Origin of the sequence: Aureibaculum sp. 2308TA14-22 (assembly GCF_040538665.1) — a bacterium.
Classification (GTDB): domain Bacteria; phylum Bacteroidota; class Bacteroidia; order Flavobacteriales; family Flavobacteriaceae; genus Aureibaculum.
Map to the genome: position 1 here is coordinate 940290 of NZ_JBEWXT010000001.1, position 12347 is coordinate 952636.

The window sequence follows — 12347 nt, forward strand, 5'->3', positions numbered from 1 at the left end:
ATAAGTATTAATCTGGTTTTAAAGTTGGTTTAAAATTTTATTGAAATTTTCATCTGGCCGCATAGCATTAGCAACTAATGAATCATTCGGATTATAATAGCCATCAATATCAACTGTTGTACCTTGAATTTCATTAAGGTTATTTACAATTTCACTTTCACTCGCTTTTAAAGAATTGGCAATCGTTTTAAAACGTTCTTGCAATTCAATATCTTGGGTTTGAGCGGCTAAAGCCTCTGCCCAATACAACGTTAAATAAAATTGGCTACCTCTATTGTCTAACTCACCAGCTTTTCGAGATGGTGATTTGCTGGTTTCCAATAGTTTATCGGTAGCGTCGTCCAATGTTTCCGCTAAAACTTGTGCTTTTGAATTGTCGTGTACGTTTCCATAATGTTCTAATGAAACAGCTAAAGCTAAAAATTCGCCTAAAGAATCCCATCGTAAATGGTTTTCTTTTAAAAATTGTTGTACGTGCTTTGGAGCAGAACCACCAGCACCAGTTTCGAACAAACCACCACCGTTCATTAATGGCACAATAGATAGCATTTTTGCACTGGTTCCTACTTCTAAAATAGGAAAGAGATCTGTTAAGTAATCTCTTAAAACATTACCACTAACTGAAATAGTGTCTTTACCATCTTTCAGTCGTTTTAGCGTAAATAAAGTAGCCTCAACTGGAGATAGGATTTTAATTTCTAAGCCTGTGGTGTCATGGTCGGGCAAGTATGTATTTACTTTTTTGATTAGTTCAGCATCATGGGCTCTATTTTTATCTAACCAAAATACAGTTGGTGTTTGCGTAGCTGTTGCTCTGTCCACTGCTAATTTAATCCAGTTTTGGATTGGAGCATCTTTGGTTTGGCACATCCGCCAAATATCGCCTTGCTCAACATTATGCTCTAATAAAATTGTTCCATTATCATTAATAACTTGAACTTTTCCTGCACTTTCAATTTCAAATGTTTTATCGTGCGATCCATATTCTTCCGCTTTTTTAGCCATCAATCCAACATTTGGTACAGTGCCCATGGTAGTAGGGTCAAAAGCACCATTCTCTTTGCAAAAATCTATGGTAGCTTGGTAAATACCAGCATAAGAACTGTCTGGTATAACCGCTTTTGTATCTTGTTGATTGCCTTCTGCATTCCACATTTGACCTGAAGTTCTAATCATTGCGGGCATTGAGGCATCAATAATAACATCACTAGGTACGTGCAGATTGGTTATGCCTTTGTCAGAATTTACCATTGCCAAAGCGGGGCCGTTTTTAAAAGCTTCGTCAATGTCAGCTTCAACGGCTTTGCGTTTAGCTTCTGGTAGTTCGTTCAATTGCGATACCAAATTTCCAAACCCGTTATTAACATCAACACCTATTTCTTCTAGAGTTGTACCATGTTTATCAAAGATATCCTTAAAAAATACACGTACGGCATGGCCGAAAATGATAGGATCGGAAACTTTCATCATTGTTGCTTTCATATGTAAAGAAAATAAGATGCCTTTTTCCTTAGCATCAGCAACCTGTTCAGATAAAAATTGTAATAAGGCTTTCTTGTTCATTACGGTAGCATCGATAATTTCACCTTTTATGAGGTCTAAATTATCTTTTAAAATGCTTGTATTTCCGTTAATATCTGTATGTTGAATTCTTACCGATGTAGCCTCGGATAATGTAACTGATTTTTCGTTATGTGCAAAATCACCCTGAGACATGGTGGCCACGTGCGTTTTTGAATCTGACGACCAGGCTCCCATACTATGAGGGTTTCTTTTAGCATAATTTTTAACCGCTTTTGGAGCACGACGATCTGAATTTCCTTCGCGTAAAACAGGGTTTACAGCACTTCCTTTAATCTTATCATAACGGGCTTTAATACTTTTTTCATCACTATTTTCGGGTTCGTCTGGATAGTGGGGTAAGGCAAAGCCTTTAGCCTGTAACTCGTTAATTGCCGCTTTTAATTGAGGCACAGAAGCACTAATATTTGGTAGTTTTATAATGTTTGCTTCAGGTTTATTTACTAAAACTCCCAATTCAGCCAAAGCATCAGGTACTTTTTGATCATCAGTTAAAAAATCAGGGAAAGTGGCTAATATCCTAGCAGCTAAAGAAATGTCTTTAGTTTCGATAGTTATGTTTGCCGGCTTTGTAAATGCTTTTACAATAGGCAAGAACGAAGCCGTTGCCAAAGCTGGTGCTTCATCTGTTTTTGTATATATTATAGGTGCTGATTTTGACATAAAATTGGTTGTTTATTAACAAATAAATTTAGCGAGAGCAAATCTACTAATAAAAGTGTGAACTTCTATGCGATAAAGCAATTTGTTAAGCTTTTTTAAAGGTAAGATAAAATACAAAAAGCACCTTAATAAAAAGGTGCTTTTAAGTTATCGTTCTTCTATAATATTAGTGATGGTGTGCTAAACACTATGCTAAAATAAAATGTAAGAACAATTTTTTTGAATCTAAAACTCATAGTACTCTTTCAAAATAAAAACAAAAAGGGGTAATTTATATTTTGAATTTAGATTCAAGGCGTTAAAAATACATTTATTCGCCTTATAATGTGTAAATTAGAAAATAGATTTTGTTAACTCGATACTAACATAGGTTATTAACAATTGTTAATAAAGTAGAATTTTGACTTTTCTTTGAATGATGTACTATAAATTATTTAATTCGTTGTAAATTTATAAATACAGGTAGATTTGTAAACATCACCTGAGTTTACTATTGATTGCATGATTGTTTAAGAAGATTTTTTGAATAAACATTTAGTTTGTGTTTCTTCTCCGTTCCATTTCAAATTCCTCACTTCGCTTTATTTGTTCTTCAAGATTCCATTCAAAATCAAATCTATTTTTAAGAAATTTAGCAATTGGTTCTAATCCAATTTTTGCTCTCCTTTTATCTACATTTTTAGGATCGAGCACAGGCCATACATTAAAACTTTTAGTTTCCGGATAGTATTTCATCTGCCCTCCATAAATTTGTAAATCTCCTCTTTCTGTTGCAATTCGATCCTCAGCTCTAACCAAAAAATGAGGTTCTAACTTTTTATCTTTTACGGCCGCTCTCATCATTGGTAGATAGTGTATTCGAATCTCATTATCTGAATGTTGAATAACATTGCTTATGGTTAAATTGCCTTGTAAGCCAGCCATTTCTTTAGATGGCCATCCATATTTGTCCAGAATTTCCTTTATTTTCCTTTCATTAACAATATGATTCCGCTTATAAATTGCCTGCTGTTCCTTAACCAATTCTGATTCAGCACCATATATCTTCATAAGTGAATCTCTTAATGTAATTGGTCGTTGTTCTGACTTCCAGATAGTATCAAGGACTGCAATCAAGTTTACTTCATTCTTAACGTTTGTAAGTTTTTCTTTTAATCTGTTCTTGTTCGAGCAACTCATTGCTATTAGAAAGCTAAACAATATAATGTGTTTCATTATTTAATAAGGTTTTATGCTTTTTATTTTTCAACGACTACCATTCGGTAATCAGTTTTTGATTTATGTCCGCTTTCTTTATCTTCAAAAATATACTTGAATTTTTTGTCAATTAATCTGTTCAGTTTATTTTCAAAGTCAATCGTTTTATTTAAAATCTCAATTTTTTTCCCTGTATCCTGAATACAAAAAACTACTAAACAGCCTTTCTTAATTTTAGATAGTATTTTTTTGATAAAATCAGTTTCTTTTTTTTTGTCATTTTTTGTAAAATGAAACATACTGTCAAGCAGAATAAAATCATAATTCGCAAAATTGTCAAATTTAAAAATGTCGGTTACTCTTCCAGTTAAGTTTAAATTTTCAGTTTTAGAAATTTCATTCATTTGTTCAATTCCAACTTTTGAATTATCAATTCCAGTAACTTTAAATCCAAGTCGAGCCAATGGAATCGAATCTCTCCCTTGTCCGCAACCCAAGTCTAATACTTTCCCTTTCTTATGCTGTGAAGCAAAAAACTCAATCAGTTCTGGATAGGGTTCTCCGAACAGATTCTCAGTTTGATAATATTTGTCGTAGGTTACTGTCATTTCTATTTTTAGGCATTAAGTACAACGGTTGGTATATGAAGCGTAGCAACCGAATGGAAGCTATGATTTCATATACATTGTTGGCGGTAGTTTTACTTTACAAGGCTGCTATTCAATACTATCTTCCTTATCTTATTTTCGAAATAATAAACTATATTACCTGTAATGACATCGGGGCTTCCTGCAATAGCATCAGGATCTCGACAGTAAATGTTTTCCCATATAATGACATCCACATCTTTTTCGGGAACGTAAAATTTAATACATACAAAACCAAACCCTCTGCCACCATGCCCAATATGAGGGGTTGGATGTTGATCATGAACTCTAAGACCATAAGCATAGCCAATGGTGTCATTATCAAAAGCTGCATGAGGCCCTCTGTTGCTTGGGGTAGTCATCATTTTTTGATAATCTGCATTTAGAATTAGTCCCTTATAAAGTTTCGTATCCCAAGTATTCAAGTCTCGAGCTGTCGAAATGATACCACCCGCAGGAATAAAATCTTTCCACGATTCTTTGGTTTCACCCATATTATCAAACTCTATCAAGCTCAGTTCCCCACCTTTAAGGTTATATTCTTTGACCAAATCACCGTTGTGCTTGTCAATTTCATAACAATAGGTATTGTTCATTCCCAGTTCTATGAATAAATCATTTGCCGCTTGAATATATGTTTTACCAGATACCTTCTCAATAATCCTACCTAATAAACCGTAACCAGGGTTGCTATATCGATAGCCATTTCCTGGTTCAAATATCAAAGGTCGTTCGATTCCAACTATCCCTGAAGACATATTCAGCAAATGATGAACTGTTACCGTGTCCGCCCAACTATGTGAGAGATTAGGCAGATAAGCACGAATTGGGGTCTGCAAATCTATCTTTCCATTTTCTACTTCTTTCAATATCAAAACGGCAGTTACTTGTTTGCTATTCGACATTATTCTAAATTTATCTTCGATTGAAATCGGAGTTTTGTTTTCAAAATCAGAATAACCATATTCCTTTAGATATTTTGTTTCTCCATTTTTGGTAATGAGAATAACACCGTTGAAAAAACGAGGACTTGTCGTTTTTATCAAACTATCTATTCTTATAGAATAGTCTTCAGCAATTTCTTTTACTCGCTTGCTTCTGTTTTCTCGGTTGTTGCAGCTAAAGATGAATAAAGCAATCATGAGAAATGAGGCTTTGATTATGTATTTCATAGAATTCGAAGTTTTTATTATTTAATTACCGCCCAACATATATGTAACCGCATTTTGGTTATATCTTTTATAGTTGCAATATAGTTAATAATAAAAAGAGGCAGTACTAATAGGGTAAGTTTTGTCTATAAAAAACTAAAGCCATAAGAGAAATTGCTTTCCATTATGGCTATTAGCTGAAACAGTTAACTCAAGTTTGTAAAACTAATGCTTTACATAGACTACTTATTTAAAAACAGTACACTCAGTTAATCTATTTCTTTAAAATACCGTTGCAATCAGTAAAATGTTACAGCCTAAACTGCATCATTATGTTTGCTTTTGCATTTTAAAATGTTTTTAATAATGTTGTCAGTTCCAATTATTCATGCTAAACACTTGGTATTGATTTCGAACTGGTTTTTAAATCAGTTCACCATTATTAAAAACAAAAGAACGTTCTTTTAGGATTTTTACCCACAGCACTTCATAAAACGATGGTTTAGATTTTACTCCTTATATCAACTTTACCGAAATACCTTAATGTCGATAAAAATTCTACAACAAATATAACAAGGTTATGGTTAAAAGTAGCCTAATTGTAGATTGAAGTTATTAAAAATAAATAAACAGCGTTTATTAACATTTGTTAATAGAAAAGCCCTATACCTGAAAAGGTATAGGGCTTTATATTTTTTATGACTAATTTTTTAGTGCTGTGTTTCTTTAATTCTGGCTTTTTTACCAGTAAGATTTCTAAAATAGAAAATTCTAGCTCTTCTAACTGCACCTTTCTTATTAACCTCTATTTTTTGGATAGCGGGTAAGTTTACCGGAAAAATACGTTCAACACCTATGGTGCCTGACATTTTTCTTATGGTAAACGTTTCAGATGAACCTGAACCTCTTCGTTGAATAACTACACCTTTAAAAAACTGTATTCTTGTTTTATTACCTTCTTTAATTTCGTAATAAACGGTTATGGTATCACCAGCAGCAAACTGAGGGATTTCATTTTTTGCTACAAATTCATTCTGTACAAACTTTACTAAATCTTCCATTTTTATATTTTTTAGAAAATTTCAAAGACCAACATTCACGGTTTTCGTCAGAGGTTGATTTTGAGTGTGCAAATGTAATGAATTATTTTGTAAGAAAGGTAGGTAATATTGAAATTATTTTTTACTCTTTTTTAATAAATCCGGACGAATATTTTTTGTTCTTTCCATTGCTTTTTCTGTACGCCATTCTTCAATTTTAGGAAAATTACCTGACAATAATACGTCTGGCACTTTCTTGTCTTTATATTCAGAAGGTCTTGTATATACAGGTGGTGCCAACAACCCGTCTTGAAAAGAATCACTTAACGCTGAGGTTTCGTCGCCTAAAACTCCCGGAATCAACCGTATAATGCTATCGCATAAAACTGCTGCGGCCAATTCGCCGCCGCTCAATACATAATCGCCAATTGAGATTTCTTTTGTAATCAGTAAATCGCGTACTCTGTGGTCAATACCTTTGTAATGTCCACACAAAACAATTATGTTTTCATTCAGAGAAAGTGTATTTGCCGTTTGCTGGTCAAGTGTTTTTGCGTCAGGTGTCATGTAGATAATCTCATCATAATTTCGCTCAGATTTTAGCTTAGAGATGCATTTATCTATTGGTTCTATCATCATTACCATACCCGATTCTCCTCCGTAGGGAGCATCATCGATTTTACCGTATTTATTTATGGCGTAATCTCTTAAATTATGAAAATGAACAGTTACCAACTTTTTATCAATGGCTCTTTTGATAATAGAATGCTCAAAAGGGCTTTTTATTAAGTCTGGTAAAACGGTAATAATATCTATTCGCATTATTTTTAGTGTTGGATATTCAATTCATTTGACTAATATATTTCATGTTAATTGCTGAATCAATTAGTAAAGTTCTTTATAATATTGTGTTGCCATACGTTTACTGCCAAATTCAGGGAGTACATTGTCTATACTTTGAAACACAATATCTTGCCATTTTTTAGGTGTACTATAATATAGAGGTAGTACTTTGTTCTCTAAAATATCATAAAGGCTATCACTATCTATTTTGTCCTGATCCCAAGCGGGTAGGTTGTGATCTACTTCAGGAAACACAAAACAATTCTTCTCATTTTTAACAAATTCTGGTATCCAGCCATCATTGGTAGATACATTTACAGACCCGTTCATTGCTGCTGTCATGCCACTAGTACCGGATGCTTCCCGTGTAATTCTAGGTGTATTTAGCCAAATATCCGATCCGTATTTCAACTTTCTCGACAATTCTATTTCATAACCTGTCAGTATGGTAATGTTGGGTTTGGGTTTAGAATAATTTACCAAATAATTGAAAGTATCAATTGCACCATAATCAAAAGGATAGGGTTTGCCAGCCCAAATAATTTGAACAGGATAGTTGCCATTGGAAATTAGCCTTTCAAAACGCTCTATATCAAAAAGTAATAAGTCCGCTCGCTTATAAGCTGCAAATCGTCGTGCCCAAACTATAGTTAAAGTATTAGGGTCGAATTGCTTACCAGTTTGATTAAAAACCTCTTGGAAGAGCACTTTTTTTAATTCCTTTTTTCTTTTGGTATAGGCTTTTGCATTTTTTTTCGCCGCTGCTTTTTTTATACTGGTGTCTTGCCAAAATTTTTGATTTTGGGCGTTGGTAATGGGAATAATGTTACTGATTGCCTCAAAACCTTTCCACATATCTTTTGCAACCTTTGCATGCAATTTAGAAACCGCGTTCGATTTTTTAGCCATCCTAAGGGCAGCAACGGTATAATTTATCATTCCGCCATTAACAACCTCTTTTTCCAGTTCTTTTTGCGATAAAAATTTTCCAAAGAAACCACAGCGGTTTAAGTGACGAGCTTCACGCTCTTCGTTTCCTGCTGCAACCGGAGTATGGGTTGTAAAAACCATTTGATTTTTTTTAATGCCTTTATCTTTCAAATAATAAAAAGCCGGCAATGCATGACCTTCATTTAGATGATAAACATCCGCTCCTCCCAAGGCTTCTACGATTTTTGCACCTCCAATACCCAAAACAATGCTTTGTGATACCCGAGTTACTTCGTTCGAATCATATAAATGATTTGTAATTGTTCTTGATAAATGATCATTCCTATCTACATCCGTGGTCAATAAATAAATAGGTACCGTACCGAATATTTCTGGTTTTAACACCATGGCACGAACTTTTACCGAGGCATTGTCGTGAATTTTAATCTCAACTTCCAAGCCTGAGTCTTCTAAAAAATCATAATGTTTTTCAGTAAAATCAACTTTTAAGGTTTGATCGTCATTCCTGTTTTGGTCATAGTAGCCATATTTCCATAATATGCCAATTCCAATTTGGTTTTGTTTTAGCTCAAATGCCGATTTCATATGTGACCCAGCTAAAAAACCAAGTCCGCCAGAGTAAATCTTCAATGCTTGGTCAATACCAAACTCCATACTAAAATAAGCTACTTTTTTGTTAAATTGTTTTGCGGGTTTATAGGGATGGTACCATTTATTGTACTTAGAAGACATTTTATTAGGGATAAGGTTTAAGGTTTAATTTTACTTTTTAAAAGGGATTTCCAAATGTGTGTCACTTCCCGAAATAATATTGGCAATGACTCTGGTTTGAGGATACTGTTCTAAAATTATTTTTATAAATACAGTAATAGGAATAGACATTATCATGCCAGGAACGCCCCAAATAAAGCCCCAGAACATTAACATTACCAATACGGTTATAATATTTATGGAGAAGGATTTTCCCATGAAAATGGGCTCTAAAATACTGCCAAATAATACCTGTACACCAGTGATGGTTATTATAAAAAACAATAATATACTGTTCGGGTCTAATTCGACAAAAGCAAATAACGATAGTAAGATTACAGTGATAAAAGAACCTACCATTTGAACAAAATTTATTGTAAAAGCAAACAAGCCCCAAAAAATAGGAAAGCTTACATCAAAAAAGTAACAGGCCAATCCAGTACAGATTCCTGTACCTAAACTGACTAAAAACTTAACTTTTATAAACTTTGCAATATCCTTCTCAATTTTTATAAAAGTTTTTACAGAAGTGTGTTTTTGTTTAAGGATGGTGTTGTTCATTAATTTTTGAACATTAATAGATTCGGCCAACCAAAGTACCACAAAAAAGGCTGTCATCAATGTCATTGTTATTGTATTGCCTATATAACTTACTGTAGTGCCAAAATTGTCTTTGTTTAGAAACTGCTTTAAAAAATTTCTATCAGTTCCGTAATCAATTCCAAAAAACTGCTCTATTGAATTAAGCAGAGCCAACAATTTTACCTGTGCCTTTTCTATAAAAGCATCATTTGTCGCTATTATTTCCCTACTTGATAAGTGAATTAGTTCGCCAACAATTTTTAAACCTCCAATAATTATCAGTATAACAATAGAAATACTGATTGCTTTTGGTATTCCTTTTTTTTGGAGCCAACGTAACAAGGGTAAAAACAGTAAGGCAATAAACATTGAAAACACTAGTGGTATAAAAATAAACGATAGTATTTTTAACAAATAAAATACTACGGGTATCACTAGAATTAACAATAGTGTATTTGTTGTTTTAAGATTGTTCATTGTTGATGAATAATTTTAGTGGGCAAAGTTAATTAAAGATTTGATTTTTTAATCGCTTTTATCATTCTTTTGTTACCAAAAATATCTTTACGTAATTCAATAGTATTAAAACCTTTTTGGGCTAATAATTGCATTGTTTCTGAAGCCAAATATTGATTAATTTCTAAATAAATCAGTCCGCTTTCTATTAAACTTTCTTTTGCAAAATCGGCAATTTTATCATAAAACAACAATGGATTTTCATCTTTAACAAATAAGGCTAAATGAGGCTCGTTTTGCAATACGTTGTTATGCATTTCATGTTTTTCCAATTCACGCACATAAGGTGGATTACTAACAATAATATCATATTTTGTTGTAATTGGAGTTATATTACTATTCAAAATATCCTGTTCCATAAAATTAACTTCTACTTGGTTTAACGTTGCATTTTGCTTTGCAACAGCTAGTGCTTTTTTAGAAACGTCAATTGCAGAAATTTTTGATTTTGGTAAATTTTTAGCCAGACCGATAGCGATACAGCCACTTCCTGTGCCAATATCTAAGATGTTGGTAGATGATGAATTTATTAGGTTTTCTTCTTCCAAAATCCAGCTTACTAATTCTTCTGTTTCTGGTCTTGGAATCAAAATATTTTCGTGGACTTTAAAAGTCAGTCCATAAAATTCGGTTTTACCTATTATGTATTGTATTGGTTTTTCTTCTTTTAATAATTTTAAGGATTGTTTAAAATAGTTTAAATCGTTTTCAGAAATTTTCAGGTTTTGTTGTAAAATAATTTCTGTTTTTGGCAGCTTTAAACAATCTTCAATCAGCAAATAATAAAATGATAGTATTTCTTTTTTAGGATAACTATTTTTTAATACTTCAATAAAAAGAGATTTTAGTTCTAATAAGGTCATTCGTTTAGCTTTTTAAGCATCCAAACACCGCAAGCACAATGGCCAGTATTGCCCAATGGGCCTTCTAAATGGATAAATCCATTTTTTTTATATAAATGTATAGCAGCTTTCATGCTAGGGTCGGTTTCTATGTAGCATTGTGTATAGCCAAAACTTTTCGCTTTTTTCAGGCATTTTTCAATTAGTAGATTTCCGTACCCTTTTCCTCTAGCAATAGGGTCAAAATACATTTTTTGAAGCTCGCAGACATTATCGGAATTATTCTTTAAAGCTTTAATTCCAGCTCCACCCACTATTTTACCATCATTTTCTATAACAAGGTAAGTCTCATTGCTTTTTTGATAAGCTTCGTACATTTTTGTAGTTTCAATATCTTCATAGGCTGTTCCGGTAGTGGGCAGGCCAAATTCTACAATCGTTGTTTTGATGATTTGTTCGATTTGTGCATTGTCCGATGGTTTGATTTTTCTGATAATCATATCGTTTTAAATAATGTATTTTTGCGATGTGAATATACACGAAAAATACATAAAACGTTGTTTGCAATTGGCAAAAAACGGATTGGGCCTAACCAGACCGAATCCAATGGTGGGCTGTGTAATTGTACATGATAATAATATAATAGGCGAGGGATTTACAAATCCTTTTGGTGGCAATCATGCCGAAGTAAACGCAATTAATTCGGTTAGTGACAGAAAGTTGTTGCAAAAATCCACGCTTTATGTAAGTTTAGAACCCTGTAGTCATTTTGGAAAAACGCCGCCATGTTCTGATTTGATTATCAAACACAACATTTCTAAAGTAGTGGTCGGTTGTATAGATCCTTTTGAGGCGGTAGCGGGTAGGGGAGTTAAAAAGTTGCAAGAATCAGGTTGTGAGGTAATTTTTGGTGTTTTAGAAAAGGAATGCATTGAACTGAATAAACGGTTTTTTACTTATCACACAAAAAAAAGACCTTATATTATATTGAAATGGGCAGAAACCAAAGATGGGTTTATTGCTCCAACAACAAAAAGAAAAGAAAACAAACCTGTTTGGATAACGAATAAATATTCTCGCCAATTAGTTCATAAATGGAGGGCAGAAGAACAAGCTATTTTAGTGGGTACAACCACGGCTATTGAAGATAACCCGAAGTTGGATGTGCGTGATTGGATTGGTGAAAATCCGTTGAGATTGATTTTGGATAGAAACTTAAGAGTACCAAATAATTATAATGTTTTTGATGGAAGTAATCGGACAGTAGTATTTACCGAAAAAGATAAAAAGGACAAGAATAATTTAAAGTATTCTAAAATTGATTTTACTAAAAACATTCCGCAACAAATTTGTGATTATTTGTGTAAAAAAGAAATTCAATCAGTTATTATTGAAGGTGGTACGAAAACGCTTCAATCTTTTATAGATACTGACTTATGGGATGAAGCCAGAATTTTTACTGGAGATGTCTCATTTTCTGACGGAGTAAAAGCACCTATTATATATGGTAGAGATATTCTAAATAAAAAGATAAAATATGATACTTTAAAAATTTTACAAAACGAATAATCCTAAAGCCTTAAG

Annotated in this window: 11 protein-coding genes; 1 reads left to right on the forward strand and 10 read right to left on the reverse strand. The window is 33.0% G+C overall.

Going from position 1 to position 12347, the window contains the following annotated elements; translation table 11 throughout:
- Positions 1-18: 18 nt before the first annotated feature.
- The 10 genes from U5A88_RS04185 to U5A88_RS04230 form a co-directional block, all read right to left on the reverse strand.
- Positions 19-2244: an NADP-dependent isocitrate dehydrogenase gene (locus U5A88_RS04185; RefSeq protein WP_354204039.1), complete on the reverse strand. Its 2226-nt coding sequence runs from the start codon at positions 2242-2244 to the stop codon at positions 19-21.
- 534 nt (positions 2245-2778) lie between these two features.
- The gene (locus U5A88_RS04190; RefSeq protein ID WP_354204041.1) at positions 2779-3459 is read right to left on the reverse strand and encodes a DUF6624 domain-containing protein; all 681 of its coding nucleotides are present in this window, start codon (positions 3457-3459) and stop codon (positions 2779-2781) included.
- Positions 3460-3482: 23 nt separating this feature from the next.
- The gene (locus tag U5A88_RS04195) at positions 3483-4049 is read right to left on the reverse strand and encodes a class I SAM-dependent methyltransferase (protein ID WP_354204043.1); all 567 of its coding nucleotides are present in this window, start codon (positions 4047-4049) and stop codon (positions 3483-3485) included.
- Positions 4050-4141: 92 nt separating this feature from the next.
- A complete protein-coding gene (locus tag U5A88_RS04200; protein WP_354204044.1) occupies positions 4142-5260 on the reverse strand; it encodes a serine hydrolase domain-containing protein in 1119 nt (372 codons plus the stop codon).
- Between the two features lie 689 nt (positions 5261-5949).
- Entirely contained in the window at positions 5950-6300 is a 351-nt protein-coding gene (gene rplS / locus U5A88_RS04205) for a 50S ribosomal protein L19 (RefSeq protein ID WP_354204046.1), read from the reverse strand.
- Positions 6301-6414: 114 nt separating this feature from the next.
- Positions 6415-7101 (reverse strand): tRNA (guanosine(37)-N1)-methyltransferase TrmD, encoded by a 687-nt coding sequence (trmD, locus tag U5A88_RS04210; RefSeq protein ID WP_354204047.1) that lies wholly within the window; start codon positions 7099-7101, stop codon positions 6415-6417.
- Between the two features lie 63 nt (positions 7102-7164).
- Complete coding sequence (gene glgP / locus U5A88_RS04215; protein ID WP_354204049.1) at positions 7165-8805, reverse strand: alpha-glucan family phosphorylase; 1641 nt, start codon at positions 8803-8805, stop codon at positions 7165-7167.
- Between the two features lie 30 nt (positions 8806-8835).
- Positions 8836-9882 (reverse strand): AI-2E family transporter, encoded by a 1047-nt coding sequence (locus tag U5A88_RS04220; RefSeq protein ID WP_354204051.1) that lies wholly within the window; start codon positions 9880-9882, stop codon positions 8836-8838.
- Between the two features lie 32 nt (positions 9883-9914).
- Positions 9915-10784 (reverse strand): peptide chain release factor N(5)-glutamine methyltransferase, encoded by an 870-nt coding sequence (gene prmC, locus U5A88_RS04225; RefSeq protein ID WP_354204053.1) that lies wholly within the window; start codon positions 10782-10784, stop codon positions 9915-9917.
- On the reverse strand, positions 10781-11263 hold the full coding sequence (locus U5A88_RS04230) for a GNAT family N-acetyltransferase (RefSeq protein ID WP_354204055.1): 483 nt from the start codon (positions 11261-11263) through the stop codon (positions 10781-10783). Before U5A88_RS04230 ends, prmC begins: the two co-directional genes overlap by 4 nt.
- A gap of 13 nt (positions 11264-11276) precedes the next feature.
- Here U5A88_RS04230 and ribD point away from each other — a divergent pair, with 13 nt between their 5' ends.
- Positions 11277-12332, forward strand: coding sequence for a bifunctional diaminohydroxyphosphoribosylaminopyrimidine deaminase/5-amino-6-(5-phosphoribosylamino)uracil reductase RibD (gene ribD, locus U5A88_RS04235; RefSeq protein WP_354204057.1), 1056 nt, complete (start codon positions 11277-11279; stop codon positions 12330-12332).
- Positions 12333-12347 lie beyond the last annotated feature (15 nt).

Bases quoted from the DNA above. Each gene is read 5' to 3' on its own strand.
- trmD (WP_354204047.1), bottom strand. From the start codon at position 7,101: ATGCGAATAGATATTATTACCGTTTTACCAGACTTAATAAAAAGCCCT.
- U5A88_RS04195 (WP_354204043.1), bottom strand. From the start codon at position 4,049: ATGACAGTAACCTACGACAAATATTATCAAACTGAGAATCTGTTCGGA.
- U5A88_RS04220 (WP_354204051.1), bottom strand. From the start codon at position 9,882: ATGAACAATCTTAAAACAACAAATACACTATTGTTAATTCTAGTGATA.
- U5A88_RS04200 (WP_354204044.1), bottom strand. From the start codon at position 5,260: ATGAAATACATAATCAAAGCCTCATTTCTCATGATTGCTTTATTCATC.
- U5A88_RS04230 (WP_354204055.1), bottom strand. From the start codon at position 11,263: ATGATTATCAGAAAAATCAAACCATCGGACAATGCACAAATCGAACAA.
- U5A88_RS04190 (WP_354204041.1), bottom strand. From the start codon at position 3,459: ATGAAACACATTATATTGTTTAGCTTTCTAATAGCAATGAGTTGCTCG.
- ribD (WP_354204057.1), top strand. From the start codon at position 11,277: ATGTATTTTTGCGATGTGAATATACACGAAAAATACATAAAACGTTGT.
- U5A88_RS04185 (WP_354204039.1), bottom strand. From the start codon at position 2,244: ATGTCAAAATCAGCACCTATAATATATACAAAAACAGATGAAGCACCA.
- glgP (WP_354204049.1), bottom strand. From the start codon at position 8,805: ATGTCTTCTAAGTACAATAAATGGTACCATCCCTATAAACCCGCAAAA.
- prmC (WP_354204053.1), bottom strand. From the start codon at position 10,784: ATGACCTTATTAGAACTAAAATCTCTTTTTATTGAAGTATTAAAAAAT.
- rplS (WP_354204046.1), bottom strand. From the start codon at position 6,300: ATGGAAGATTTAGTAAAGTTTGTACAGAATGAATTTGTAGCAAAAAAT.